Annotated in this window: 29 protein-coding genes; 9 read left to right on the forward strand and 20 right to left on the reverse strand. The window is 66.9% G+C overall.

Annotated elements, in window-relative coordinates; translation table 11 throughout:
* Positions 1 to 32: 32 nt before the first annotated feature.
* Positions 33 to 827: an SDR family oxidoreductase gene (locus ACODSM_RS05625; protein WP_488804607.1), complete on the reverse strand. Its 795-nt coding sequence runs from the start codon at positions 825 to 827 to the stop codon at positions 33 to 35.
* Between the two features lie 10 nt (positions 828 to 837).
* Between ACODSM_RS05625 and ACODSM_RS05630 the strand changes: the two genes are divergently transcribed.
* Positions 838 to 1,956: a class I SAM-dependent methyltransferase gene (locus ACODSM_RS05630; protein WP_488804634.1), complete on the forward strand. Its 1,119-nt coding sequence runs from the start codon at positions 838 to 840 to the stop codon at positions 1,954 to 1,956.
* Between the two features lie 21 nt (positions 1,957 to 1,977).
* A complete protein-coding gene (locus ACODSM_RS05635; RefSeq protein ID WP_056745516.1) occupies positions 1,978 to 2,172 on the forward strand; it encodes a DUF2905 domain-containing protein in 195 nt (64 codons plus the stop codon).
* A 35-nt stretch (positions 2,173 to 2,207) separates the two neighbouring features.
* On the opposite strand, the gene otsA is transcribed toward ACODSM_RS05635, so the two are convergent.
* From otsA to otsB, 3 genes are read right to left on the reverse strand one after another with little or no spacing between them, the layout of a single operon-like run.
* Positions 2,208 to 3,584: an alpha,alpha-trehalose-phosphate synthase (UDP-forming) gene (gene otsA / locus ACODSM_RS05640; RefSeq protein WP_488804608.1), complete on the reverse strand. Its 1,377-nt coding sequence runs from the start codon at positions 3,582 to 3,584 to the stop codon at positions 2,208 to 2,210.
* Positions 3,585 to 3,633: 49 nt separating this feature from the next.
* A complete protein-coding gene (locus ACODSM_RS05645) occupies positions 3,634 to 5,439 on the reverse strand; it encodes a glycoside hydrolase family 15 protein (protein WP_488804609.1) in 1,806 nt (601 codons plus the stop codon).
* Positions 5,436 to 6,173, reverse strand: a complete 738-nt coding sequence (gene otsB, locus ACODSM_RS05650; protein WP_291442266.1) for a trehalose-phosphatase — start codon at positions 6,171 to 6,173, stop codon at positions 5,436 to 5,438. The genes ACODSM_RS05645 and otsB overlap by 4 nt, the downstream gene beginning before the upstream one ends.
* A 355-nt stretch (positions 6,174 to 6,528) precedes the next feature.
* Between otsB and trxC the strand changes: the two genes are divergently transcribed.
* On the forward strand, positions 6,529 to 6,966 hold the full coding sequence (gene trxC, locus ACODSM_RS05655; RefSeq protein ID WP_015015879.1) for a thioredoxin TrxC: 438 nt from the start codon (positions 6,529 to 6,531) through the stop codon (positions 6,964 to 6,966).
* A 10-nt stretch (positions 6,967 to 6,976) separates the two neighbouring features.
* Here the strand turns inward: trxC and ACODSM_RS05660 are convergent, their stop codons facing one another.
* From ACODSM_RS05660 to ACODSM_RS05675, 4 genes are read right to left on the reverse strand one after another with little or no spacing between them, the layout of a single operon-like run.
* Positions 6,977 to 7,450 (reverse strand): DoxX family protein, encoded by a 474-nt coding sequence (locus ACODSM_RS05660; RefSeq protein ID WP_110961541.1) that lies wholly within the window; start codon positions 7,448 to 7,450, stop codon positions 6,977 to 6,979.
* Between the two features lie 10 nt (positions 7,451 to 7,460).
* Positions 7,461 to 8,222, reverse strand: a complete 762-nt coding sequence (locus tag ACODSM_RS05665; protein ID WP_488804610.1) for an HvfC/BufC family peptide modification chaperone — start codon at positions 8,220 to 8,222, stop codon at positions 7,461 to 7,463.
* Positions 8,213 to 9,061, reverse strand: coding sequence for an MNIO family bufferin maturase (gene bufB, locus ACODSM_RS05670; RefSeq protein WP_488804611.1), 849 nt, complete (start codon positions 9,059 to 9,061; stop codon positions 8,213 to 8,215). The genes ACODSM_RS05665 and bufB overlap by 10 nt, the downstream gene beginning before the upstream one ends.
* 2 nt (positions 9,062 to 9,063) lie before the next feature.
* A complete protein-coding gene (locus ACODSM_RS05675; protein WP_015015875.1) occupies positions 9,064 to 9,357 on the reverse strand; it encodes a BufA1 family periplasmic bufferin-type metallophore in 294 nt (97 codons plus the stop codon).
* Positions 9,358 to 9,569: 212 nt separating this feature from the next.
* Here ACODSM_RS05675 and ACODSM_RS05680 point away from each other — a divergent pair, with 212 nt between their 5' ends.
* Together ACODSM_RS05680 and ACODSM_RS05685 are read left to right on the forward strand one after the other, a co-directional pair.
* Positions 9,570 to 10,199, forward strand: coding sequence for a sigma-70 family RNA polymerase sigma factor (locus ACODSM_RS05680; RefSeq protein WP_291442275.1), 630 nt, complete (start codon positions 9,570 to 9,572; stop codon positions 10,197 to 10,199).
* A 1-nt stretch (position 10,200) separates the two neighbouring features.
* Complete coding sequence (locus ACODSM_RS05685) at positions 10,201 to 10,842, forward strand: NrsF family protein (RefSeq protein ID WP_488804612.1); 642 nt, start codon at positions 10,201 to 10,203, stop codon at positions 10,840 to 10,842.
* A gap of 31 nt (positions 10,843 to 10,873) precedes the next feature.
* Here the strand turns inward: ACODSM_RS05685 and ACODSM_RS05690 are convergent, their stop codons facing one another.
* Both ACODSM_RS05690 and ACODSM_RS05695 read right to left on the reverse strand, forming a co-directional pair.
* Positions 10,874 to 11,332, reverse strand: coding sequence for a GNAT family N-acetyltransferase (locus ACODSM_RS05690; protein ID WP_488804613.1), 459 nt, complete (start codon positions 11,330 to 11,332; stop codon positions 10,874 to 10,876).
* A gap of 273 nt (positions 11,333 to 11,605) precedes the next feature.
* Positions 11,606 to 12,865, reverse strand: a complete 1,260-nt coding sequence (locus tag ACODSM_RS05695; protein ID WP_488804614.1) for a multifunctional CCA addition/repair protein — start codon at positions 12,863 to 12,865, stop codon at positions 11,606 to 11,608.
* Positions 12,866 to 12,904: 39 nt separating this feature from the next.
* Here ACODSM_RS05695 and ACODSM_RS05700 point away from each other — a divergent pair, with 39 nt between their 5' ends.
* On the forward strand, positions 12,905 to 13,360 hold the full coding sequence (locus tag ACODSM_RS05700; RefSeq protein WP_488804615.1) for a hypothetical protein: 456 nt from the start codon (positions 12,905 to 12,907) through the stop codon (positions 13,358 to 13,360).
* 24 nt (positions 13,361 to 13,384) lie between these two features.
* Here ACODSM_RS05700 and ACODSM_RS05705 read toward each other — a convergent pair whose 3' ends face one another.
* The 3 genes from ACODSM_RS05705 to ACODSM_RS05715 form a co-directional block, all read right to left on the reverse strand.
* The gene (locus ACODSM_RS05705; RefSeq protein ID WP_110961532.1) at positions 13,385 to 13,693 is read right to left on the reverse strand and encodes an NIPSNAP family protein; all 309 of its coding nucleotides are present in this window, start codon (positions 13,691 to 13,693) and stop codon (positions 13,385 to 13,387) included.
* A gap of 5 nt (positions 13,694 to 13,698) precedes the next feature.
* Positions 13,699 to 14,391 carry a glutathione S-transferase family protein gene (locus ACODSM_RS05710; protein WP_110961708.1) on the reverse strand — a complete coding sequence of 231 codons (693 nt, stop codon included), beginning with the start codon at positions 14,389 to 14,391 and terminating at the stop codon, positions 13,699 to 13,701.
* Between the two features lie 179 nt (positions 14,392 to 14,570).
* The gene (locus ACODSM_RS05715) at positions 14,571 to 15,143 is read right to left on the reverse strand and encodes a 5-formyltetrahydrofolate cyclo-ligase (RefSeq protein ID WP_060985741.1); all 573 of its coding nucleotides are present in this window, start codon (positions 15,141 to 15,143) and stop codon (positions 14,571 to 14,573) included.
* A gap of 14 nt (positions 15,144 to 15,157) precedes the next feature.
* On the opposite strand from ACODSM_RS05715, the gene ACODSM_RS05720 reads away from it, so the two are divergent.
* The 3 genes from ACODSM_RS05720 to ACODSM_RS05730 all read left to right on the forward strand — a co-directional run bounded on the left by ACODSM_RS05720 (position 15,158) and on the right by ACODSM_RS05730 (position 18,318).
* Entirely contained in the window at positions 15,158 to 17,143 is a 1,986-nt protein-coding gene (locus ACODSM_RS05720) for a lytic transglycosylase domain-containing protein (protein ID WP_488804616.1), read from the forward strand.
* A 119-nt stretch (positions 17,144 to 17,262) separates the two neighbouring features.
* Positions 17,263 to 17,859 (forward strand): DUF4124 domain-containing protein, encoded by a 597-nt coding sequence (locus ACODSM_RS05725; RefSeq protein WP_422848623.1) that lies wholly within the window; start codon positions 17,263 to 17,265, stop codon positions 17,857 to 17,859.
* Between the two features lie 69 nt (positions 17,860 to 17,928).
* On the forward strand, positions 17,929 to 18,318 hold the full coding sequence (locus ACODSM_RS05730; RefSeq protein ID WP_488804617.1) for a GNAT family N-acetyltransferase: 390 nt from the start codon (positions 17,929 to 17,931) through the stop codon (positions 18,316 to 18,318).
* A 12-nt stretch (positions 18,319 to 18,330) separates the two neighbouring features.
* Here ACODSM_RS05730 and ACODSM_RS05735 read toward each other — a convergent pair whose 3' ends face one another.
* The 7 genes from ACODSM_RS05735 to ACODSM_RS05765 form a co-directional block, all read right to left on the reverse strand.
* Entirely contained in the window at positions 18,331 to 19,263 is a 933-nt protein-coding gene (locus ACODSM_RS05735; protein ID WP_422848625.1) for an MBL fold metallo-hydrolase, read from the reverse strand.
* A gap of 116 nt (positions 19,264 to 19,379) precedes the next feature.
* Positions 19,380 to 19,769 (reverse strand): D-ribose pyranase, encoded by a 390-nt coding sequence (gene rbsD / locus ACODSM_RS05740; protein ID WP_488804618.1) that lies wholly within the window; start codon positions 19,767 to 19,769, stop codon positions 19,380 to 19,382.
* Positions 19,766 to 20,710 (reverse strand): ribokinase, encoded by a 945-nt coding sequence (rbsK, locus tag ACODSM_RS05745; RefSeq protein WP_488804619.1) that lies wholly within the window; start codon positions 20,708 to 20,710, stop codon positions 19,766 to 19,768. The genes rbsD and rbsK overlap by 4 nt, the downstream gene beginning before the upstream one ends.
* On the reverse strand, positions 20,707 to 21,729 hold the full coding sequence (locus ACODSM_RS05750; protein WP_488804620.1) for a LacI family DNA-binding transcriptional regulator: 1,023 nt from the start codon (positions 21,727 to 21,729) through the stop codon (positions 20,707 to 20,709). Before ACODSM_RS05750 ends, rbsK begins: the two co-directional genes overlap by 4 nt.
* A 56-nt stretch (positions 21,730 to 21,785) precedes the next feature.
* Positions 21,786 to 22,778, reverse strand: coding sequence for an ABC transporter permease (locus ACODSM_RS05755; protein WP_488804621.1), 993 nt, complete (start codon positions 22,776 to 22,778; stop codon positions 21,786 to 21,788).
* Positions 22,775 to 24,436 carry a sugar ABC transporter ATP-binding protein gene (locus ACODSM_RS05760; protein WP_488804622.1) on the reverse strand — a complete coding sequence of 554 codons (1,662 nt, stop codon included), beginning with the start codon at positions 24,434 to 24,436 and terminating at the stop codon, positions 22,775 to 22,777. Before ACODSM_RS05760 ends, ACODSM_RS05755 begins: the two co-directional genes overlap by 4 nt.
* Positions 24,437 to 24,507: 71 nt before the next feature.
* Complete coding sequence (locus tag ACODSM_RS05765; RefSeq protein WP_056647163.1) at positions 24,508 to 25,461, reverse strand: sugar ABC transporter substrate-binding protein; 954 nt, start codon at positions 25,459 to 25,461, stop codon at positions 24,508 to 24,510.
* Between the last annotated feature and the right edge of the window lie 89 nt (positions 25,462 to 25,550).

Consider the following 25,550-nt stretch of genomic DNA (forward strand, 5'->3'; position numbering starts at 1 on the left):
GTGGGGGCTCGTTGGGTGCGCCGGCGTTGGGCTCACATCAGCGAGAAATCGCGGTCAAACTTCATGAGGTGCTGGCCACCATCGACCAGCAGCGTGGTGCCGGTGATGGAGCGGTTCTCCAGCGCAAACTTCACCGTGGCGGCCACGTCTTCGGGGGTGGACGAGCGGCCCAGGGGGCTCAAGGCGTGCAGCTGGGCGAACTTTTCGTCGCTCAGCATGTGGCTGGTCAGCGTGAGTCCGGGCGCCACGCCCACCACGCGCACACGCGGCGCCAGGGCCAGGGCCAGCATGGTGCCGGCGGCCTCCAGTGCCGCTTTCGACAGCGTGTAGCTCACAAAGTCGGGGTTCTGGTTCCAGAGCTTCTGGTCCAGCAGGTTGACCACGGCGCCCTGCGCGTCGGCCTCTCCCGCCGCCACACGGTCGGCCACATGCTGGTGCAGGGCCTGGGCCAGCAGCACGGGCGTCGCCGTGTTGCTGCGCAGGTGCTTTTCGAGTGCCGCAAAGCTGAAGGTGGCGGCGTCATCGTGCTCGAACAGCGAGGCGCTGTTGACCACGGCATGAACGCGGCCAAAGTGCGCCACCACGCGGGGCAGCAGGCCGCGCACGGCGGCCTCGTCATCAAAATCAGCCTCAAAATGGGCGCTTGCGCTAGTCAATCTTGCGCATTCAGCTACGGTATTGATAGCATCTTGCGCTGACGAGCGGTAGTGCACCGCCACCTGCCAGCCGCCGGCGGCCAGGGCCAGCGCAATGCTGCGACCCAGGCGCTTGGCGGCACCGGTCACCAGCACGGTGCGGGGGCGATGGGGGAGGGAAGGGGTGGACATGTGGGGGACAATGCGGGCCGTGACCCAAAGACCCGACAGTTTAACGACCGCCCTGCACCAGCACATCACCCAGGCCATTGCCGCCGAGGGCGGATGGCTGGGTTTTGACCGCTTCATGGCCCTGGCGTTGTATACGCCCGGCCTGGGCTATTACGCCAACGACTCCACCAAATTCGGTGCCATGCCCGAGTCGGGCAGTGACTTTGTGACCGCGCCCGAACTCACGCCCCTCTTCGGCCAGACGCTGGCCGTGCAGGTGGGCGAGGCGCTGGAGCGCACTGGCACCCATGAAGTTTGGGAGTTTGGCGCAGGCTCCGGCGCGCTGGCGCTGCAGTTGCTGGATGCGCTGGGCGACCAGGTGCAGCGCTACACCATCGTCGATCTGTCGGGCAGCCTGCGCGCCCGCCAGCAGGCCAAGCTGGTGGCCCACGCCCCCAAGCTGCGCTGGGTGGATGCACTGCCCGAGCACATCGAAGGCGTGGTGGTGGGCAACGAGGTGCTCGATGCGATGCCTGTGCAGCTGCTGACGCGCCATGGCGGCCAGCAGGGCGGCGTGTGGCATGAGCGCGGTGTGGTGGTGGCCGAAGACGGCCGCTTTGCCTGGGCCGACCGCCCCACCGACCTGCGCCCGCCCATCGCCATCGAAGGCCCGCAGGACTACCTGACAGAAATACACGCCCAGGGCGAAGGCTTCATGCGCATGCTGGCCGACCGGCTCACGCGCGGCGCAGCCTTCTTGCTGGACTATGGCTTTGGCGAAGACGAGTACTACCACCCTCAGCGCCACATGGGCACGGTGATGTGCCACCAGGGCCACCTGGCCGATGGCGACCCGCTGGTGGAGGTGGGCCGCAAAGACATCACTGCACACGTCAACTTCACCGCCATGGCGCTGGCCGCGCAGGAGGCGGGCCTGAACGTGCTGGGTTACACCACGCAGGCGCATTTCCTCATCAACTGTGGACTGCTCCCAAAAATGGAGCAGCTACCGCAAACCCAGCGGGCGACAGCGGCCAAATTGATCATGGAGCACGAGATGGGCGAGCTGTTCAAGGTGCTGGCCGTGGGTGCGGGCGAGCCGTGGGAGCCGCTGGGGTTCAGCCACGGCGACCGTTCGCACCGGCTCTGACCGCCTGCTGCCGCGCTGCCCATGTTTCGCTGGCTCCTTGTCATCCTCCTGGCCCTGATGTTCATCAGCTGGCTGTCGCCGCTGTTGCGCCGCATGGGCTTTGGGCGTTTGCCTGGAGACTTTCGGTTTCGGTGGCTGGGGCGGGACTGGGATGTGCCGCTGGCGTCCACGCTGCTGCTGAGCTTTGTGGTCAGTCTGATCACCAAGCTGTTGTAGTGCAGCGGCCGCTGCTGCTGCGCTGGTATCTCAAATTAGCCCGCCGTCTGCAGCGCATCCAGAAACGCCTTGCGCCACCAGTGCACGTCGTGCTCCCGGATGCTCGCCATGAGCTTCTGGTGGCGCGCCTGTCGCTCGGCCAGCGGCATCTGCAGCGCCTGCTGAATGCTGTCGGCCATGCCCTGGGGGTCGTAGGGGTTCACCTGCAGAGCTTCTTTCAATTGCTCTGCCGCACCCGCAAAGCGTGACAGCACCAGCACGCCGGGGTTGTCCGGGTCTTGCGCCACCACGTATTCCTTGGCCACCAGGTTCATGCCGTCGCGCAGCGGTGTGACCAGCCCCACGGCGGCGGCGCGGCACAGGCCCGGCACACGTTTGCGCGCCACCATGCGGTGGATATAACGCACGGGCATCCAGTCCAGCTCGCCGTAGTCGCCGTTGACCGAGCCGCACAGGCCCTCCAGCTCCTGGCGCAGGTCTGCATACGCGTGCACGTCGTCACGGCTGGGCGAGGCGATCATGATCATCGTCGCGCTGCCCCGGTTTTCGGGGTAGCGGTCCAGCAGCTCGCGGAAGGCCCGCACGCGGTGCGGGATGCCCTTGGAGTAGTCGAGCCGGTCGATGCCCAGCAGCAGGCGCCTGCGCGAATACTCGTCGCGCATGTTCTCGTAGGTCTCCACCGCGTCGGGGGCGTGCGTGAGGCGCGTGAACTCGTCCACGTCGATGCCGATGGGAAACGACTGCACCACTACCGTGGCCCCGAAGGCGCGCACGCGCTTTTCGTCCACCGCTTCGGCGCTGCCTTCGTTGCGCACATAGCGGGTGAAATGCGCCACATCGGCCTCGCTCTGCAGGCCCACCAGGTCGTAGGCGAACAGCGACCGCATCAGCCATTCATGCTGCGGGATGGCCGCCATGATGAGCGGTGGCGGCATGGGGATGTGCAAAAAGAAGCCGATGCGCTGCTTGCAGCCCATGGCGCGCAGCTCGGCGGCCAGCGGGATCAGGTGGTAGTCGTGCACCCAGATCACATCGTCGTCGCGCAGCAGCGGCAGCAGCTTGCGCGCAAACATCTGGTTCACGCGGCGGTAGCCTGCGATGTAGCTGGCGTTGAAGTCGGCCAGGTCCAGCCGGTAATGGAACACCGGCCACAGCACGCTGTTGCTGTAGCCGTGGTAGTAGCTGTCGTGGTCTTCGCGGCACAGGTCCACGGTGGCCAGGGTGACAGGGCCGGCCTGGCGGGTGTGCAGTTCGCCCTCGCCAGGCGTGCCGCCTTCGACCACGGTGCCGCTCCAGCCAAACCAGAGTCCTCCGGTCTGGTTGAGGGCTTCACCCAGGGCCACGGCCAAGCCCCCGGCGGCGGGTTTGCGGGGATCGGCAAGGCGGTTGGAGATGACGACAAGACGGCTCATGGGGGCCATCATCCGTGCAGACCGCCCCTGGCCGCTGTCGGACAGCGCCTCAAATCACGCTGTCCCAGGGCGCCGACAGGCGCACGGCGGCGTTGATCACGCCCACCATTGAATAGGTCTGCGGGAAGTTGCCCCACATCTCGCGGGTGTCGGGGTGGGTGTCTTCCGACAGCAGGCCCAGCGGGTTGCGCGCGGCCAGCATGGTTTCGAAGATGGCCCGCGCCTCGGCCTTGCGGCCAATGCGCGCCAGCGCGTCGATGCGCCAGAAGGTGCAGATGTTGAAGGCCGTTTCGGGCTTGCCAAAGTCGTCGGCCGCCTCGTAGCGGCGCATGTAGGGGCCATCGCACAGGCTCTTTTCCATGGCCTCCACGGTGCTCACAAAACGTGGGTCTTTCGGGTCGATGAGGCCCACTTCGGCCATCAGCAGCACGCTGGCGTCCAGCTCGTGCCCGCCAAAGCTCTCGGCAAACGCCTGGCGTTCTTCGCACCACGACTTGTCGAGAATTTCGGCGCGCATGCGGTCGGCATGTTGCTGCCAGTGGCTGGCGCGGTCGGCCAGCTGCAGCGTGGCGGCGATTTTGGCCAGCCGGTCGCAGGCGGCCCAGCTCATCAGGGCCGACGAGGTGTGTACCCGGGCGCGCGTGCGCAGCTCCCACATGCCGGCGTCGGGCTGGCCGTACACGCGCACGGCGTTGTCGCCCACCTGTTCCAGCCGCTTGAATTCGGCCAGGCCCGCGCGGTGCAGCAGGCGGTGGTCGTGGAAGGCCTGGGCCGCGCCCAGCACGATGTTTCCGTACACGTCGTGCTGAAAATGCTCGGCCGCCTGGTTACCCACGCGCACCGGGCCCATGCCCCGGTAGCCCGCCAGCTGGGGCACAAAACTTTCGGGCAGGTCTTTCTCCAGCCCAATGCCATACAGCGGCTGGATGTGGCCGTCGCCGCCTTCGACCACCACGTTGCTCAGCCAGCGCAGGTAGTCCTCCATGGTGCCCACCTCGGAGATGCTGTTGAGCGCGCGCACCACAAAGAAGGCATCGCGCAGCCAGCAGTAGCGATAGTCCCAGTTGCGGCCGCTGTGGGCGGATTCGGGGATGCTGGTCGTCATGGCGGCCACGATGGCGCCGGTTTCTTCGTACAGCGACAGCTTGAGCGTGATGGCTGCGCGGATCACCGCGTCCTGCCACTCCAGCGGGATGGCCAGCGCGCGGCTCCAGCTGCGCCAGTAGGCCGTGGTCTCCTGCTCGAAGTGGCGGGCGGTGTCCGCAATGCCATCCACCAGCGTCTCGTCGGCGCCCAGCAGAAAGTTGTGTTCGCGCGTGAGCACAAACGCCTGGCCCGACAGCACATGCGACACCGGTGCATCGGTGGACAGGCGCAGCGTCATGCTGTCGCCCACATAGCGGATGTGGTTGCTGCCGCGCGTGATCTCGGGCGTGGTCTGGCCCCAGTCGTAGCGCACCTTGAGCGCCACCCGGATGCGCGGCGACCCCTGGATGGGCCGCACCCGGCGCACCAGCGTCATGGGCCGGAAGTAGCGCGAGCGGCTGTAAAAGCGCGGCGCAAAGTCGGTGATCTCGATGCCGTGGCCCGCCTTGTCGAACAACTGCGTGCGCAGGATGGCGGTGTTGGGCTCGTACCACTGGTGGGCCGATGCCAGGTCTTCCAGCTCGATCGCGAAGTGGCTGCCCTCGTCGCCGGGCTGCAGCAGGGCGTTGAACACCGGATCGCCATCAAAGCGCGGCAGGCAGCACCACACCATGCGGGCGTGGTCGTCGATCAGTGCGCTGATGGCGCAGTTGCCGATCATCCCGAGGTTGAGCGAGCCCGTCTGGGGCTGTGTGGCGGCGGTGTTCATCGTTCGCGCTCCAGCGTTGTGCGTGCAGACGAAAGCCAGCCCCGCAGTGCGGCCGATGTCATGCAGCGGTGTTGTGCCATGGTGGGCCCCTCACCCACCTTGATGCCCCAGCCGCCGAGCGATTGCACAGCGGCAAAGCCGGCCTCGTCGGTGACGTCATCGCCCACAAAGACCGGCGTGCGGCCCTCAAAGGGGGGCTGCGTCATGAAATCGATGATGGCCTGGCCCTTGTGAACGCCACGGGGCTTCACTTCAAAGACGCATTTGCCGCGCAGCAGTTCCACACCGTCCACCTCGCGCATGGCGTGTACCAGCGTGTCGTGGCACAGGGATTCAAGGTGGGGCGCCAGGCGGTAGTGCAGGGCGACGCTCACACGTTTGGTCTCCACCAGCAGACCGGGGTGGCGCGCTGCCAGGGACTGAGCGGCTTGCAAGACGGACTCCAGCGCGGGTGGTGCGGTGGCGGGCACCGAAGTGTCAAAGAGGCGGTATTGGGCCCCATGTTCGCTCGCCAGCGGCAGGCGCAGCGGCGCCAGAAATCCGTCGATGTCGGCTTCGGGTCTGCCGGTCACGATGGCCAGCGCACCTCCCAACTGGGCGTGCAGCGATGACAGCGTGGGAATCAGGCCCGATGCGATGCGCACCGCCTCAGGGCGTGGTGCCAGCTCGGTGAGCGTGCCATCGAAATCGAGAAAAAGCGCATGGGCAGTTGTCAGTGTGGGGAGCAGCTGCATGCGCGAAACCATAGCAGACGCTGCAATGCAGGCACGGCCACCAGGGGGATTCAGGGCTGGTAAACGCGCGCAAGGTCTGCGACCGGTTGCAACTGGGGTGACCACGGATTGCAGGGCGGAGCCTTGAAACGAAGCGCCTGCGGCGCCATGTGATCAGTAAGCGATGTCCTGCATAACTCCCTGCAGTCTGTGATAGCGCGGTCTCGGGCCATCCGCTGCGTTGCTTTTTTGGCCCATAGCCCCGCTATGGGCTGCAAAAAGACGCCTTGCGGCCTGTCCCGATCCGCACTACCACCGACCCGCGAGGGTTATGCAGGACATCCCTAGCTTTTTTGCCTCCAGCCCTTGCCGCGCCATGACCGAAGCCTTGCACATCGTCTGCCCCCATTGCCACACCACCAACCGCGTGCAGAGCGCCGACCTGGGCAGCGCGCCCGATTGCGGCCAATGCCATCGGCCCCTGTTTGCGGGGGCGCCGCTGGAGCTGGATGCGACCAGCTTTGACAAGCATGTGGCGCGCAGCCACATCCCGGTGCTGGTGGACTTCTGGGCCCCGTGGTGTGGACCTTGCCGCCAGATGGCACCCGCCTTTGCGCAGGCCGCCCGCGAGCTGGAACCCCGCGTGCGCCTGGCCAAGCTCAACACCGAAGACCAGCAGGCCATTGCGGCGCGCTATGCCATCCGCAGCATTCCGACCATGATCCTGTTCCAGCAAGGGCGTGAGGTGGCGCGTATTTCGGGCGCGCTGGGGGCGGCCGATATCGTGCGCTGGGTGCGCACCACCGCAGGTTGATGCGCAGCGGTCAGCGGATTCCCAGCACGCGGTCCATCGACACGCTCCCCGCACCGCGCCCCACCAGGTACAACATCAGCCCCGCCCATGACAGGTGGGTGGGCCATGCGTCCGGATAGACAAACAGTTGAATCGTCAGCGTCATGCCCAGCAGTGCCAGGGCCGACAGGCGTGTGAACAGGCCCAGCACCAGCAGCACCGGGAATAGGTGCTCGGCCACGGCGGCCATCTGCGCCGCCAGCTCGGGCGGCAGCAAGGGCAGCTTGTATTCGTCGCGGAACAGCGCGTAGGCGCTGTCGGAGATGGTGAACCAGCCCTCGACCTTGGTGCGTGCCGACATCCAGAAGATGCCCGCGATGGCCACCCGGTTGACCAGCGCCAGCAGGCTGTGCGGGGTGAGCCAGGCGGCGGTGTCGGCCAGGCGCGCCAAGAGCAAGCGTGGGCCTTTGGCAGGGGCCGAAGGGAAGTGTGTGCTGGTGGTCATGAAGGGCTCCTCAGCCTGTGCGTGAATCGGTGGGTATCAAGGCGCCTGCGTCCAGCAAGGTGCTGATCAGGGCAGCAAAGTCAGCGGTGGGTTCGGCATTCAGGGCCGAGGTGGCGGCGGCTTCCAGCGTATGGCCTTGGGCACAGGCGTCCAAAAAAACCACTCCTGCGCGCGACAAGGGATGCCACACCACCTCGGCATGCGGCCGGGTCAGCAAGGCGCCATCGCCCGTCCACTCCAGCGCCTCATTGGGATGCAGACCTTCACGGTGGCTCTGCCACAGGGCATAAGCTGGATGCTCGTCGCACCAAGCCCAGCGTGCAGCGGGGTGGGGCCGCAGTGATGCTTGGGGCAAAGTGTCAGGGGTCTGCTGTGCCAGCCATTGGCGGTCCACGGCGGTGGCATCTGCCGCCAGATGGCATTCGGTCCAGCATCGGTCCAGGCGCGCCACGGCGCTCAGGTAGGGCAGCTCGGCGGCCGGGGCAAACCCGGCCAGAAAGTCGGCAAACCCTTCGCCATAGCTCACCAGCAGGCCGTTACGCGGCGGCTGGGTGCGGGCGAACACTGCTGCAGCGGCGCGGAACCAGTCGTCACCCACCAGCTGACCCACCGTGGGGTAGTTGGCCTGCAGCGCATCGATGCAGCCCTTGAGCACGGTGTTGCGGTACACGGCAAAGCCCGGTTGGGACTCCAGTGCAGACAGCCACGGCGCATCGGTCGCCGGGCCGAGCAGCGCGGCAGAGAAGCCATCCTGAAAGGTGCTCAGCTGCATGCAACCTCACGGGGCTGTGCATGGGCGAGCGCGCGGTGGGCCTGCTCCCGCTCGGCCAGCAGTTCACGGAAGGCAGGCAGCTGGTCGTCGCGTTCGATCAGGGTGGGAACGGGGCCGGTGCGCGCCATCACCTGCTCGTACAGCGCCCACACGGCGGGCACCACGGGCGCATCGTGGCTGTCGATGAGCAGCGTATCGCCATGCACCGGGTCCGCATGGTGGCCCGCCAGGTGGATCTCTGCCACGGCGTGCAGGGGGAAAGCATCGAGGTAGGCCTGCGCGTCAAAGCCCAGGTTGTTGGCGCTGATGTACACGTTGTTCACGTCCAGCAGCAGGGCGCAGCCGGTGCGCCGCACCAGCTCGGCCAGAAATTCGGTCTCCAGCCAGTCGTGGCCGTCGATGTGCAGATAGTGCGTGGGGTTCTCGATGGCGATAGGGCGTTGCAGCACATCCTGCGTGCGGGCGATGTTGTCTGCGATGCGTTGCAGCGCCGCGTGCGTGCGCGGAAACGGCAGCAGATCGGGCAGGTACTGTCCGCGCCATTTGGACCATGCCAAGTGCTCCGAGATGATGACTGGCTCCACCCGCTTTGCCAGGGCGGCCAGCCGTGCCAGGTGGGCCGCATCGGGCGGCGCGTCGACCGCGAGCGACAGCGAGACGCCATGCAGGGCTACCGGGTGGCGCGCGCGAATGGCTTCGAGCCAGGCCAGGCGCGGGCCGCCGTCGGCTAGGTAGTTCTCGGGGTGCACCTCCCACCACAGGCCGGGGGCGGTGCACCGCAGCGCCTCGTCGTAGTGCTGGGGCTTGAGGCCCAGGCCGGCGGTGAGAGCGGGTGCCATGGTCAGCTCTTCATGGGCGTCAGCATGCCCATGCCCTTGGGCGTCTTGATCGTGGTGCAGGTGCCTGCGGGCACAAACTTCCAGGCGTTGCCCTGGTAGTCCATCTTGGACGTGCCTGCGCAGGTGGTGCCAGGGCCTGCGGCGCAGTCGTTCTTGCCGGCCATCGAGACGCCGTAGCACTTCTCCATGGCGGGCTTGGCGCCGTCCATGGGGGCGGCGCTGGTTTGGGCCATGGCGGCGCCAGAGGTCAGGGCCACAAGGGCGAGGGCGCCGAGGCTGAGGGTGCGGGTGGTCATGGTGCGGTTCTCCAAGGGTTGATAAAGGTTGAATCCGACCGGGTGACAGCACAGCGGTTGCGTTGCGTGGCCCGATCTGCGTTGTAATTCGCGCTGTGCAGCCAGCGGGTTACAGCGCTGCGCAAAAAATGGGGTGGCATGCACCACAAAATTTTTTTGCACGGCCTGTAACCCATTCGTCCCGGCATCCGAATTGCCTTCAGGGAGACACCATGGAGATAGTGGAAGAGCGCTTGCGCGGCTTGTTGTTGCAGGGCCTGGATGCCGATGCAGCCGCCTACCAGCGCTTTCTGAAGGAGTTGAGCGCCCACCTGCGCGCCTTCCTGCGCCGCCGCCTTGCGCAGCGGCCCGATGAGGTGGAAGACTTGGTGCAGGAGACGCTGCTGGCCGTGCACAACCAGCGCCACACGTACCGGCCCGAGATGCCGGTGACGGCCTGGGCGCATGCGATTGCGCGCTACAAGCTCATCGACTGGCTACGCTCGCATGCCGCCAAGGAGGCGCGCAACGACCCGCTGGACGATGCGGACGAGCTGTTTGCCAGCAGCGACAGCGAGGCTGCCGAGGCGCGGCGCGATCTGGGGCAGTTGCTGCAGACCCTGCCGGACAAGCAGCGTCTGCCGATTGAGTATGTGAAGCTGGAAGGTTTGTCGGTGGTCGAGACGGCGCGCCTTACGGGGCTGTCGGAGTCGGCCGTCAAAGTCGGCGTACACCGGGGGCTCAAGGCCCTGGCCGCCAGGATCAGAGACATGACTTACGCAAAACAGGGTTCAGGCAAATCGACGGGTCCATCCAGCGGCTCGGCGTCGCATTCTGGTTTGCGCAAGTCCCAGGAGGAATGACATGAAAACCGATGAATTGATCCACCTGCTGGCTGCGGATGAGCGGCCTGTGCAGCGCACCGCCATCGAGCAGCGGTTTGCTGTGGCCAGCGCGGCGGGCATTGCCGGCGCCGGGGTGCTGATGCTGGCGCTGTTCGGCCTGCGGCCTGATCTGCTGGCGACCATGGCGCTGCCCATGTTCTGGGGCAAGCTGGTGTTTGCCGCTGCACTGGCTGCCGCCGGCCTGGCGCTGCTGCGCCGCATGGCCCGCCCGGGCATGCCGCTGGGCCATGCGCTGCTGTGGCTGGCGGTGCCGCCGTTGCTGCTGTGGGCCATGGCGCTGGGGGCTCTGTGGCAGGTGCCTGCGGCCGAGCGTGTGCCGCTGATTCTGGGCAGCACGTGGCGTACTTGCCCGTTCAATATCGCAGCGCTGTCCGTGCCGGCGTTTGTTGCGGGCTTCTGGGCGCTGAAGGGCGCCGCCCCGACGCGACTGGCGTGGGCCGGTGCGGGCGCTGGCTTGCTGGCAGGTGCGCTGGGCGCATTGGTGTACGCCCTGCACTGCCCCGAGATGGCCACCCCGTTTTTGGCGGTGTGGTACGTGGTGGGCATGGCCATTCCGACCGCGCTGGGGGCAATCCTGGGGCCACGCTTGCTGCGCTGGTGAGGGCGACTGGCAGCGCCAGTGGCAGGACGGTTCAGGCGCTGATGCGTTTGTTATAGGCGCGAAACACCGTGTCCAGCGTCCAGCCCAGCGACTCGTAAAGTTTTTGCGCCGTGGTGTTGGTGTGGGCCGTGGTCAGGTCCATGCGCACCTTGCCATGCGCGCGGGCGGTGGCTTCTGCTGCCAGCAGCAAGCTGCGCCCAGCGCCTGTCTTGCGTGCTGCAGGCGCCACGAACAGGTCGTACAGTGTGTAGATGGGCGCGGCCTCTACCGAGCAGAACGTGGGGTAGAGCTGGCAAAAGCCCACGGCCGTCTGCGTCCCATCCAACGCCAGAAGGATCACGGACTCTTCCCGCTCCAACCGCTCAGCGATGAAGGCCCGCGCTCCGGCCAGGTCCGGCGCCTGCTCGTAGAACTGCCGGTAGGCGTCAAACAGCGGCGCGATGGTGTCGGCGTCATTCGTGGTGGCGGGGCGGATGTGCACAGAGGTCATGGGGACGTCGTGATCGCAAAACAGCCAAAAGGCGCACCCTTCCCAGGGCGCGAGCGGACGCGGATTGTAGGGAGGGTTAGGGCAACGCTGAACAAGTCCCTCGCGCACCGCGCACCCCTGCTTTGGGCGGTCTGCCGCGTTGCAAATCCTCGCGATAGCTACGGCTATCGCTGTGGTTTGCGCCTTGCATCCCATCCCAAATCAGGGGGCGCGCCACTGCGGGGACTTATTCAGCGTTGCCTTAGACCGATCTTTGAGACGCAGCGCACCGGTTCAGGTGGCTGCACTGTGCGCCTGGGCTTGCAGCCACTGCGCCACGGCTTCGACCCGTGCCTGGTGGATCAGCGCACCCACCTGCGGACCGCTCTGACCCCTGGCGGAGGCCTGCGCAGCAATCTCGCGCGTGACGACCGACTGGACGGCGGCCAGCACGGCCAGCAGGCGGGGGCGCTGCGGGTAGGCAGACTCTTCAAATCCCAGCCGCCCGCGCGCATCGCATTCGCAGGCCAGCAGGATCTCGGCAAACCGCTCGGGCTTGCGGATGGCGTCGCAGCGTTCCAGCAGGCGCACCAGTGCTGCGGCCGACAGGTCCTGGCTGCGGTGGATGTGCCCATGTTCACGCGCCACCACATCGGCGGTCTCGCGGCAGTCCACCGGCACGCGCAGGCGCTCGGCCACGTCTTTCAGCAGCTCGGCGCTGCGGGTTTCGTGGTCGATATGGCGCGGCAGCACGTCAGCGGGCGTGGTGCCCTTGCCCAGGTCGTGCGCCAGGCAGGCAAAGCGCACGGTGAGCGGCGCCGACAGCCGCGCGGCCATGTCCAGCACCATCATCAGGTGCACGCCGGTGTCCACCTCGGGGTGGTACTCGGCCCGCTGGGGCACGCCCCACAGGCACGCCACCTCGGGCAGCAGCACGGCCAGTGCGCCACACTCGCGCAGCACCTCGAACATGCGCGAGGGTTGTGCTTCCATCAGCCCGCGCGCCAGCTCTTGCCACACGCGCTCTGCCACCAGGTGGTCCACCTCGCCATGCGCGACCATCTCGCACATCAGCTGCATCGTCTCGGGCGCCACCGTGAAGTCGGTGAAGCGCGCCGCAAACCGCGCCACGCGCAGGATGCGCACGGGGTCTTCGCGGAAAGCATCGGTCACATGGCGCAGCACGCGTGCACGGAGGTCGTTTTCGCCGTGGTAGGGGTCAAACAGGCGGGTAGCGCCGGATTCATCTGTGCTGGATGCTATTGAATTAATAGTGAGGTCGCGGCGCGACAGGTCTTCCTCCAGCGTCACATCGGGCGAGCTCTGCACCACAAAGCCCCGGTAGCCGCGCCCGCTCTTGCGCTCGGTGCGGGCCAGGGCGTATTCCTCGCGCGTCTCGGGGTGCAAAAAGACGGGGAAGTCGCGCCCCACGGGCAGGTAGCCCTGCGCCAGCATCTGTTCGGGCGTGGCGCCCACCACCACCCAGTCGTGGTCATTCACCGGCCGGCCCAGCAGCTTGTCGCGGACCGCGCCGCCCACCATGTAGATTTGCATCGGTGTAGTTTAGGACGAGGGTCGTATAGTCCCGCCACCATGTCCCTATCGTCTGATCTCACCATTGCCCAGCTCAACCCCGACGGCAGCGTGCCCGTGCCCCAGGCGCCTGACGCCGCCGCCAACGCGGCTGCCGAGGCCCTGCAGCGCGAAGCGCAGTTCGAGGCCCTGAAGGCCCAGGTGGAAGGCTTGCAGGAGATCCTGGCCAAGCCGCTCAACGACATCCTGGCCGAACACGACAAGTTCAAGGAGATGGCGGCCGCGTGGGATTCGTTCGGTGCCATGTGGATGCTGTCGCAGCGCGCGATGCGCCGCGTGGCCATGGACCTGGCGGCCACCCAGGGAGTGAGTGAAGAGGAGGTGGTGGCGCGTGCGCTGGCCTATGCCAACCAGGTGCTCAACACCGAAGACGAAGACCTGGGCGGCACCATTGCCCCCGCCCAGCTGGCACACATCGCGCGGCACAAGGCGTTTTTGCGCAAGCAGTTCCGTTAAAGGACTGCCTGTGCGCGGCTTCATTCAGGCGAATACAGGCCTGAAGAAGCTCCGCTCATAGCTCACGATGCACCCCGTCTCCTCGGCATAGCGGAAAGCCGCCTGGCAGTCCGCATCCTGCATCGAGGCCTCGCGATAGCGCTCGTAGGCTGCAAGGCTCTCGAACGTGAACAGCGCCAGCGCAATGTTGTTGGCGCCCTCGCTGGGCATGAAGTAGCCGTGGTGCTGGCCGCCGAATTTCTCGACCAGCGGAATCCACAGTTTTCCGTAGTGTTCAAACTCTTTCAGCTTGCTGGTGTTGAGCACATAGCGCAGGTAGAGGGTGACGGCCATGGGGCTCAGCCTTCGGTATGGCGCAGGCGGTACGGTTCTTCGAAGTCCAGAAAGTCCTTCTCGGCCAGCGCCTCGTCGATCCAGGCCTTCACACCGGGCAGGGTGCGCACACGGTCCACATAGGCCTGGATGGGCGCAGGCACCGGCAGGGCATAGGTGTGCAGGCGCATGCACACGGGGGCGAAGTAGGCGTCGGCCACGGTGAAGTCGCCAAACAGCAGGGGGCCGCCGTGCTCCTGCAGCAGCGCACTCCACATCTCCACCAGGCGCTGCACGTCGGCGCGCACGCCCGCCTGGTCCCGCCAGATCAGGGCGCCGGTGTCGGCCAGCTGGGCTTCGATGTTCATGGGGCAGTGGCTGCGCAGGGCGGTGAAGCCGCTGTGCATCTCGGCGCAGACGCTGCGGGCGCGTGCGCGGGCTTTGGCGTCCGTGGGCCAGAGCTTTTTGTCGGGATGGGTTTCGGCCACGTATTCGGCAATCGCCAGCGTGTCCCACACCACCAGGTCGCCATCAATCAGCACGGGCACCTTGGCAGTCGGGCTCACGGCGCCGATGGTGCGTTTGAACTCCGATTGCGCGTCAAAGCTGTCAAAGCGCACGCGCACTTCTTCAAAGACGATGCCCGCCTGCTTGAGCAGCACCCAGGGGCGCATGGACCAGGACGAGTAGTTCTTGTTGCCGATGTAGAGCTTGAGCATGGTGGGCACCTGAAATGAAGAGTCAGCCTGCCATGCTAGCCGTTGCGGCGCGCGCCAGCGATGCGAAAAATCGGTCCGAATGATGCGCAGCAGGCATCACAGGCATCACAGGCCTTCGTGCCGACCGGCAAGTGCCCGTGGGCGGTCTGCCGTGCGGCCGCCAGCGGGCACTGAGGGGATCAGACCGGCCAGACCACGCCGTTGTCGTTCAGGATGGCATCGAGCGGCAGGTCGAACTCCTCGGGCTCGAACTCGTCCAGATAGCCGTTGGTGAAGCCCAGGCCCACCGTGAAGGGCTTGGGCTGCAGCGTGGCCAGCGTGCGGTCGTAAAAACCGCCGCCGTAGCCCAGCCGGTAGCCTCCGGCGGCGTAGCCCACACAGGGCACAAACAGCAGCGTGGGCACGATGACCTCGGTGTCCTTGGGCTTGGGGATGCCGTAGGCGTCTTCTTCCATGGGGCAGCCTGGGTACCACGCGTGGAAGGTCAGGGTCTTGTGCTGCTTGTTGACCACCGGCAGGCCGATGCGGCGGCGCAGGGGTTCGTCCAGCAGCTCGCCGTCTTCCTTCCAGCGGTGCAGGGCGGGCAGGGGGTCGAACTCGCCCTTGATCGGCCAGTAGGCGCCGATCACCGTATCCGGCCGGTTCACCAGCCAGATGCGCATCACCTGCTGCAACAGGTCGGCCCGCTGTAGGCGGTCGGGCAGGTTGAGGCGTTCTTCTATCAATGTGCGCCGAAGGGCTGCTTTGTCCATCAGATAATTCCCCCATGCAATTTCTCAGAGCGATTCTGACACCCCTTGTGGCCGTCACCCTGCTGGCCGCCACCGCGCCGCTTGTCATGGCGCAAAACCGTGGTGACGATACCCTGCTGGAGATGCAGCAGGCGTTCCGCAAGGGCGACCGCAACAAGCTCGCGCAGTTGCTGCCTGCCGCGCGCGGCCATGCGCTGGAACCCTGGGCGGCCTACTGGGAGCTGCGGGTGCGCCTGGGCGAGGCGTCGCCGCAGGAGATCCAGTCATTCATGCAGCGCTACGCCGGCACCTACCAGGAAGACCGCCTGCGCAACGACTGGCTGCTGCTGCTGGGTCAGCGGCGCGACTGGAGCCAGTTTGCCGAGCAGCACCCCAGCTACCGCATGTCGGACGACCGCGAGGTGCGCTGCTACGCGCTGCTCATCGACCACATCAAGGGCACGGCACCCGCCACGGTGGCGGACGACGTGCGCAGCAACTGGTACGCCATCCGCGACGCTGACGACGGCTGCAACCATGCGGCGGGCGAGCTGTACACCGCCAAGAAGCTCTCTGCGCTGGACATCTGGCGCAAGGCGCGGCTGGGTGTGGACGCCAACCGGCCCCGTGTGGTGCGCAATGCCGTCGAAATCGTGGCGCCCGATGCGCTGCCCCAGCTCAAGGAAGCGCTCGACACGCCCAGCAAATACCTGCTCGGCCGGGCCACGGCGCGGGGCAAGGTGCGCCAGGAGCTGATCGTGCTGGCACTGATCAAGCTTGCAGGCAGCGACCCGGACGGCGCTGCTCGCCAGCTCGACAGCAAATGGAGCGTGCACCTCTCGCCCGAGGAGCGCAACTGGGCCTGGGGCGTGATCGGCAAGGCGGCTGCACAAAAGCTGTCCAGCGATGCCATGGGCTACTTTGGCAACATCACCAAGGACAGCGACCTCAACGACGATCTGCTGGGCTGGAAGGTGCGCGCCGCGCTGCGCGCCGGTCAGTGGAAAGCCGTGGCCAAGGCTGTGGACGCCATGGGCCCCGAAGGCCGCCAGGACAGCACGTGGGTGTACTGGAAGGCGCGTGCGCTGCTGGCCGGCAAGCCCAGCGACGCAGACCGTGCCGAGGCGCGCCAGCTGTTCGAAAGCATTGCCGGCACGCGCGGGTTCTATGAGCAGCTGGCGCTGGAGGAACTGGGCCAGCGCATCAGCGTGCCGCCTGCGCCGGCCCCCCTAACCGCCGAAGAGAAGGCGGCTGCACGCGCCAACCCGGGGCTCAATCGCGCGCTCTACGCCATTTTGCTGGGGCTGCGCAGCGAAGGCGTGCGGGAGTGGAACTACACCACCAACCTGCACCAGCCCGGCGGCATGCCGGACCGCGAACTGCTGGCCGCTGCCGACTTTGCCTGCCAGCGAGAGGTGTGGGACCGGTGCATCAACACCAGCGAGCGCACCAAGGGCGTGATCGAGGTGAACCAGCGCTTCCCCATGCCGTTCCGCAGCACCGTGGTGGAGCGCGCGCAGGGCATCGGCATCGACCCGGCCTATGTGTACGGCCTGATCCGCCAGGAAAGCCGCTTTGTGATGGATGCGCGCTCGCATGTGGGCGCCTCGGGCCTCATGCAGGTGATGCCCGCCACCGCCCGCTGGACGGCCAAGAAGATCGGCCTTACCAACTTCACGCCCGACCAGATCACCGACCGCGACACCAACATCACCATTGGCACTGCCTACCTCAAGCTGGCGCTGGACGACTTTGCAGGCTCCATGCCCATGGCCGCTGCTGCCTACAACGCGGGCCCTGGCCGCCCACGCAGCTGGCGCAACGGCCCGGTGCTGGATGCTGCCATCTGGGCCGAAAACGTGCCCTTTGCCGAGACGCGCGACTACGTGAAGAAGGTGCTGTCCAACACCACCAACTACGCGGCCATCCTCACCGGCCTGCCCCAGTCGCTCAAGAGCCGCCTGGGCACCATTGGCCCGCGCGACGCGAACCTGCCCGAGGTGAATAAGGACCTGCCTTAACACCCAGGTGCTCGCCACGCGGGGGCGAGTGGTATTCGATTTGCTATCAAGAGAGGAGCTGAAGGTGCATATTCAACTAGCGCCTCAGCGGTTTTTTACTAAAAGAAAGAGAGGGTGTGATGGGCAAACTGGCATGGATGGCCTGTGTGGCCACAATCGGCGCGGCCGTGGCGTGGAGCGCGGGCGCGCAGGCGCAGCCCGTGTACAAATGGGTGGATGCCGATGGCAAGACCCATTACGGATCGCAGCCCCCGCCTGCCAAGCAGGATACCGAGCCGCTGAAGCTGCAGAGCAACAACGGCACCAGTGGGGGCAGTGGTTCCTCCAGCGGCAAGGGCGCCAGCGCCAAGGCGGGCCAGCAGTACAACCCGGACGGCACCAAAAAGGTCTCCAAGGACGTCGAGGAGTTTGGCGAGGGGCTCAAAAAATCGCTGGGCACCGTGGACAGCAAGCAAGTCCCCCTGAACTGCGCCGTGGCCGTGGACAACATCCACTACCAGGCCGACCTGATGCTGGAAGTGGGCCAGAAGAACGTGCGAGACGGCTACATGACCCAGGCGGCTTTCGACGCCACAGCCCCCAAGATCCGCGAAGCCAAGGGCAAGTACAGCGTGTCCGACTGCCAGGGGTCATCGGGCAACAAGAAGTCGTTTTACCAGTGCATGTCCAGCAGCAAGAACCACGTGACGGGCTGCGACAAGCAGTTCAAGCACTGATGGGGTGTTTGGGGTGGCTTGGTGAGTGGTGTGGCACGAGACCTGGCTCCGGCTCAGAGGAGGCGTAGGGTGCAGCTTCGCGATTTCGAATCCGCAGATCTGGATGGCGTCTATCGAATGCTCACCGCGAGCGGTTGGGCGCATCGCATTGAAAGCGCCGGCTATCTGCAGCGACTTGTTCAGGTATCGCATCTAACCGCTGTGGCGATGCTTGATGACCAAGTGGTTGGATTCGCCCGTGCCATCACCGATGGCCTGTCGAACGGTTACCTGTCGATGGTTGTTGTCGCCAAGCCTTGGCGTCGGCAGGGAGTTGGACGCGCTCTCGTACAACACATCGTTGGGTCCGACGCGTCCGTTACTTGGGTACTGCGTGCAGGGCGACCTGGAGCACCGGAGTTTTTTGCAAAACTGGGGTTCGTTGCCTCTGTGGACGCGATGGAAATGCGGCGCCGATGAGTCGGAAACCCATCACACGTTGTGCAACATCTCCCCTTGGCGCACCGCAGCGCCTGATCGCACCAGTTCATCCGCCAGGCTCTGCAGCCATTCGGCCTCGGTCTGCGCTGCAAAGTGCCGCGCGCGCAGCATGCCGAAATACGGCGTGGCTTGCGCCCAGGCCGTAAGGTCGGGGATGCCGATCTGCTGCCATTCGAGCAGCTTGTACTTCAGCAGCACCTTGGCTGCGTAGAGCGCGTGCTTGCCCGGGTTGCGCACAAAGCCGTCCAGGCGGCGGCGGGCGCCGTCGATGGCGCGGGGCGCATCGGCAAACACCGGCCCGTGGCCCGGGATCACGACCTGGGGCGACAGTGCCTCAATCAGGTCCAGCGTGGCACCCACCTGGGCGAAGGCATCGTCGCCTTCCAGCTCGGGGAACACCACGCCAAAGCCGTTTTCCCACAGCGCATCGGCCGATATCAGCACGCGGCCCTGGGGCTCGAACAGCACCACCGAATGCGGGTCGTGCCCGGGCGCGGCATGCACCTGCCAGGGCTTGTCGCCCAGCAGCACACACGAGCCCGGCACCAGCAGCGTGTCGGCCCGAAAGGGAGGGCATTCCTGCCCGGTGGGCGTGTAGCTGAGCGCATAGGCATCCCACTGGCGCACATGGTCGGCCTGGCCGGGCGGGATGGCGGTGAGCACGCTGGGCCAAGCCTTTTGCAGCGCCGCGTTGCCTCCGCAGTGGTCGCTGTGCAGGTGGGTGTTGAGGATGCGGTCCAGCGCGCGGCCCTGCAGCGTGCCGCGCACCAGGTCCACGGTTTGATCGGCATGGCTGCAGTAGCCGGTGTCCACGATGGCCGTGTCGTGCTGGCCGATGAAGAGGATGTTGTTGGCCGACAGCCAGCCGCGTTCGAGGACGGTGATTTCAGGGGGCAGGAGGTCGTGGGGCTCGGAGCTGGGCATGGGGGCAGGCAATAGGTGATGCCCCAGCGTACCCCAGGTGTGCCCTGCCAGACGTTCTCCAAAACCCGCAACGCCCGGCCCGCGGCGGGCCTGGCGGGTTTCACAACGTCAGAACCTCAGAACGTCACGCCCGCCACCAGGATCACGTTGGCGTACGGTGTGCACTCGCCCGTGCGCACCATCACCCGGGCCTGCTCGGTCAGGCGTTTGAACTCGTCGTGCGACACGGACTGTGGCGTAACCGGTAGCTGGCACCACGCGGGCAACTGGCCCCCGTTGCGCTCCACGGCTTCGGTGGCGATCACGGCTTTCTCGACCTGCATTTCTTCCAGCACCGCCCGCAGCACATCCGCCACGGCGGGGATGCCGGGCGTGAGCGCCAGGTCGATACGGCGCGGGCCGTTGGGGATCGGCAGGCCCACGTCGCCAATCACCAGCATGTCGCCGTGGCCCAGGGTGGCGATGGCGTGGGAGAGTTCGGCGTGCAGCAGGGCGGTGCGTTTCACAAGGGGCTCCAGGCGGGCGGTTGGGGGCTGTGCGCCACGGCGGCGCGGGTGGGGATGGAGGGCTGGGCGCCGGGCTGGGTGACGCACAGCGCCGATGCGCGGATGCCTTCGCGCACGGCAGCGTCCAGCGGCTCGCCGCGTGCCAGCGCCACGGCCAGCGCGCCCAGGAAGGTGTCACCAGCGGCCGTGGTGTCCACGGCCTTCACGACGAGGCCCGGGTGGTAGCGGTTGCCTGCGGCGTCGGCGGCTACGGCGCCTGCCGCGCCCAGGGTCACCACCACCTGGGCGGGGCCCTTGGCGCGCAGGGCTTGTGCGGCCTGCGCGGCATCGGCGGGCGTGGTCACGTTCCGGCCTGCCAGCGCGGCGGCTTCCACCTCGTTCACCACCAGCGTGTGGACCAGCGGCCACATCGCTTCGGGCAGGGGCTGGATGGGAGAGGGGTTGAGCACCACGGGGCAGCCCGCCGCATGGGCCATCTCGGCGGCGGCCAGCACCTGGGGCAGGGGGGTTTCGAACTGCAGTACCAGGCCGCCTGCGCCTTGCAGCGCTTTGCCCAGCGCGGCGGCATCCAGCACAAAGCGGCCATTGGCGCTGGGCACGACCACGATGCGGTTCTGCCCCGTCGCTTCCACCGTGATGGCGGCCACGCCGGTGGTGGTGTCGGTGTCAGTCTGCACGCCGCTGTGGTCGATGCCATCGGCGTCCAGCCCGGCGCGCAGCGTGTGGCCGTAGCCGTCGTTGCCCACGCGGCCGAACAAGGCCACCCGGGCGCCCTGGCGCGCGCAGGCCACGGCCTGGTTGCCGCCCTTGCCGCCCGGCACCAGGTGCAGGGCGTCGGCCAGCACGGTTTCGCCGGGGCCCGGCGCGTGTTGCACCTGCAGCACCAGGTCCATGTTCAGGCTGCCGACGACGGCGATGCGGGGTGTGTTATTGGTGCTCATGCCGCACCTCCGGGCGCATGGGCCGTGGAGGCGCGCACGCGCAGCTCGGGCTGTAGCATTACTTTGCGCGCATCCTGGCGCTTGCCGTCGATGCGCTCCAGCAGTATGTCCACGGCCAGCGCGCCAATGCGCTGCTTGGGCTGGGCCACGGTCGTCAGTGGCGGGCTGGTGAAGGCGGTGAGTTCGATGTCGTCAAAGCCCACGATGGACAGTGCCTCAGGCACACGCAGGTCGCGCTCGTGCGCGGCGCACAGCGCGCCCATGGCCATGAGGTCGTTACAGACGAAGACGGCAGTGGGCGGCTCGGGTGCGCGCAGCACCGCGTGCATGGCTTCGTAGCCACCCTGGCTCGTGAAGTTGCCGTGCCACAGCAGGCCCTCGCCCGTGCCGCAGCCCGCGTCGGCCAGCGCGGTGCGCCAGCCGGCAATGCGCTGCTCGCTGGGGGCAATGCCTTCGGGGCCGCCTATGCAGGCAATGCGGCGGTGGCCCAGCGACAGCAGGTGGCGCGTGGCCAGCAGGCCGCCCTGCATGTGGGCGGTTTCCACCAGGTCGCAAGGCTGCTGCCCGGCAATGTCGATTTCGCGGTCCACCAGCACGGTGGGGATGGACAGGCCCGCCAGCTGCGTGGCCAGCGTGGCGTCATGCCCGGTGGAGACCACGATGAGTCCGTCGATGCGCCGCTCGGCCAGCACCTGCAGGTAGGTGCCCTGGCGGTGCGCCTCGTCGTTGGTGTTGCACAGGATGACGTTGTAGCCCGCGCCAAAGCAGCGGTCTTCCACGCTGTGCACGATCTCGGCAAAGTAGGGGTTGGAGCTGTTGGGGATCAGCATGCCCAGCGTGCGCGTGTTGTTGCTCTTGAGGCTGCGCGCGATGGCGCTGGGCACATAGCCCAGGGCGCGGATGGCGGCCTCGACCCGCTCGCGCCCCTCGGGGCTCACGCGGCGGGTGCCGTTGACCACGTGCGACACCGTGGTGACCGACACCTCGGCGTGGCGCGCAACGTCCTTGATAGTAGCCATGCAAAAAGAAGAATGAGGTCGTGGGTGGTGGGGCGGCTGGATGCGGGGCTAGTCTTTCAGACCTTGGCGCGGCGCTGGCGCAGCGTGTCCACAATGACGGCCGCCACGATCACAAAACCTGTGATGATGCGCTTGCTGGGCTCGCTGGCGCCCACCTGGGCCAGGCCTGCTTCGAGCACCGCGATGATGAGCACGCCAAACGCGGTGTTCACCACCGAGCCGCGCCCGCCCATGAGGCTGGTGCCGCCAATCACCACGGCCGCAATCACCTGCAGCTCCATGCCGGTGCCCGCGTTGGGGTCCGCAGCTTCGAGCCGGGCCGACTGCATCAGGCCCGCCAAGCCGGCTAGCAGGCCGGTCATGGCAAACACGATGACGCGGATGGGGCGTGGGTCCACACCGGCCAGGCGCATGGCTTCTTCATTGGTGCCAATGCCCACCACGCAGCGGCCAAACACCGTGCGCGACAGCACCAGCTGTGCCACCACCACCAGCACCACGGCCAGCAAGAAGGCGAACGAGATGCCGCCAAAGAAGGGGGCCGACAGCCACGAGATCGCATCGCCCACGTACTGCGTGCGCGAGTCGGTCACCACATAGGCGCTGCCGCGCACGGCTTCGAGCATGCCCAGCGACACGATGAACGAGGGCAGCCGCCATGCGACAGAAATCATGCCGGTGATGGTGCCGCACACCAGGCCCGTGGCCAGGGCCAGCGCGGCGGCGGCGGGCACCGTCCAGCCCCACTGCAGGATGGCGGCGGCCGAGGTGGCGGCGGCCAGCGCCATCACCGAGCCCACCGACAGGTCGATGCCCGCGATGATGAGCACAAAGGTCATGCCCACGGCCATCACGGCCAGGGCCGGGATCTCGTTGGCGATGGTGATGAAGGTCTCGGCGCTCCAGAAGTACTCGGACAGCGACGAGAACAGCGCCACCATGCCCGCCAGCACGGCCATCAGGCCCAGGTAGGTGCCCAGCTGGCTGCGCCAGACCGAGGCGGGGGAGGGCGCCGCAGCGGGCGCGGCAGATGCGGTGGGGGCGTTCATGCGGTCACAGGAGAAGAAGTTGAAGGGGTGGTGCTGGTGCGCCCGCCGGGCTCGGAGAACGCTGCTGCCAGCAGCGATTGCTCGGACCACTCGCCGCGCTCGAACACGGCCACCAGGCGGCCCGCGCTCATCACGCCGATGCGGTCGGCCATGGCCATGAGTTCGCGCAGGTCGGACGACACCATCAGCAGCGCGCGGCCCTCGGCGGCCATGCGGTCCAGCTCGCCATACAGCTCGGCGCGCGCGCCCACGTCCACGCCGCGCGTGGGTTCATCGAGCAGCAGCACGCGGCCTTCGCGGTGCAGCCAGCGGGCGAACACCACCTTTTGCTGGTTGCCGCCGGACAGCTGGCCCACGGGCTGTTCTGGGCCGTGGCAGCGCACGCGCAGGGTGCGGATGAATCCCTGCACCAGGCGGCTTTCGAGCCCGCGCTGCAGCCAGCCGCCGCGCGACACGGCCGACAGGTCGGACAGAGTGGCGTTGATGCGGATGGGTTGCGACAGCAGCAGGCCCTGGGATTTGCGGTCTTCGGTGACGAGGCCGACTCCGGCGGCAATGGCCTGCAGCGGCGACGCAAAGCCCCGCTGCCAGGTGCGGGGTGCGGTGGGAACCGGAGCGAGATGTTTTGCTATGTTTTGTGTAGCTGCTTGCGCATGATCTACTGGCGCTTGGGGCTGTTTTTGCTCTGAATTCGGGTGCAGCGTCACGCTGCCCCGGTCTGCCCGGTCCGCGCCAAACAGCAGGCGGACCAGTTCGGTGCGGCCCGATCCGACCAGCCCGGCAATGCCAAAAATTTCACCGGCCCGCAGCTCCAGGCTCACGTCCTGCACGGCGGTGCCACGTCCCAGCTTTTCTGCGCTCATCACCACGGGGCCGACGGGGCGGCGCGGGCGGTGGTCCAGGTCGCTCACCACGCGGCCCACCATGCGCTGCACCAGGTCGTCTTCGCTCATGCCCGCCATGGGGCGCACGTCCACCAGGCGGCCATCGCGCAGCACGGCCACGCGGTCGGCAATGCGGCGCAGTTCTTCGAGCCGGTGCGACACGTAGATGATGGCCACGCCGCGTGCAGTGAGGTGCGCAATCTGCTCAAACAGGTAATTGGTCTCGCGCGGCGTGAGCATGGCCGTGGGCTCGTCGAGCACCAGGATGCGCGTGTCGTCCTGCAGGTTGCGCGCAATCTCCACCATCTGCTGCTGGCCGATGCCCAGCTGCGAGACCGGGGTGGCGGGGTCGATGGTGTCGAGCCCGATCTTGGCCAGCTGCGCGCGTGCGGCGGTGTGCAGCACATCGCGCTGCAGCCAGCCCAGGCGGTGCGGCAGGCGGCCCATCAGCAAATTCTCGGCCACGGTGAGCGTGGGCACCAGGCCCAGCTCCTGCATCACCATGCGCACGCCGTGGCGCTCGGCATCGCGGCGCGACGAGGGGGTGTAGGCCTGCCCTGCCAGCAACATGCCGCCGCGTGTGGGCTGTTCCAGCCCGCAGAGGATCTTGGACAGCGTGCTCTTGCCCGCCCCGTTCTCCCCGGTCAGCGCCAGCACCTCGCCCGCAAACAGCTCCACGTTCACGCCATCGAGCACGGTGGCGGTGTAGTCCTTGCCTACTGCCTGGATGGCGAGCAGGGGCGTACGTGGTGAGTCGGGTGACGGGCTGGGCATGGCGGCGTGTGCGGTTTTCAATCTTGGAGCGGAGAACAACGCCAGAAGAGCATTGTTCGCCGCACTCAGGCTTACTTGCTGTCCTTGGTCACCAGCACCACATCGGTCTTCACCGTGGCAGGCAGCTGGTTTTGCGGCGTCTTGGCGGCCAGGGCCTTCTGCGCCAGTTCGATGCCGAACACGGCCTGCTTGGCGGCGTACTGGTCGGCGGTGGCCAGCACGCGGCCGTCGGCCAGCATGGGCTTGATGGCGCCGATGTTGTCGTAGCCCACCACTTGCACCTTGCCGGTCTTGCCTGCAGCCTTCACAGCGGCCACGGCGCCCAGAGCCATGCTGTCGTTGCCCGCCAGCAGGGCCACCAGGTCCGGGTGCTCACGCATCATGCCGGCGGCCACGGTGTTGCCCTTTTCAATCTCCCAGTTGCCGGACTGCACGCCCACCACGGTGATGTTGGCGGCCTTCATGGCGTCCTGGTAGCCCAGGGTGCGCTGCTGCGCATTGAAGGTGGTGGACACGCCTTCGATGATGCCGACCTTGTCACCGGCCTTCAGCGTCTTGGCCAGGTGGTCGCCCACTAGCTTGGCGCCCGCGCGGTTGTCGGGGCCCACAAAGGGCACGGTGATGTTCTTTTCCTTCAGCGCATCGGCATCGAGCTGGTTGTCGATGTTGACCACGAGGATGCCCTTGTCGATGGCCGCCTTGACCACGGGCACCAGCGCCTTCGAATCCGCCGGGGCCAGCACGATGGCGTTGACCTTCTGCGCCACGGCCTGTTCGATCATCTTGATCTGCGCCGCCGTGTCGGTCTCGTTCTTGATGCCGTTGGCCACCAGCGTGTATTCCTTGGCGTGGGCCTTTTGGTGCGCCTTGGCGCCGTCTTCCATGGTGCGGAAGAACTCGTTGGCCAGCGACTTCATGATGAGCGCGATCTTCGGCTTGTCCTGCGCAAATGCAGGGCTGGCCAGCAGGCTGCCCACAACGGCGAGGGCGGCGGCGGTCTGAACGGAACGGCGGGTGAACTTCATGGGTGTTGTCTCCAGGTTGGAATGTGGATAAAGGCAACGCTGAACAAGCCTCTCGCGCCCGGCGCATCCCTGGCTCAGCACGGTCTGCA

The sequence above is a fragment of the Acidovorax sp. FG42 genome, assembly GCF_057809195.1.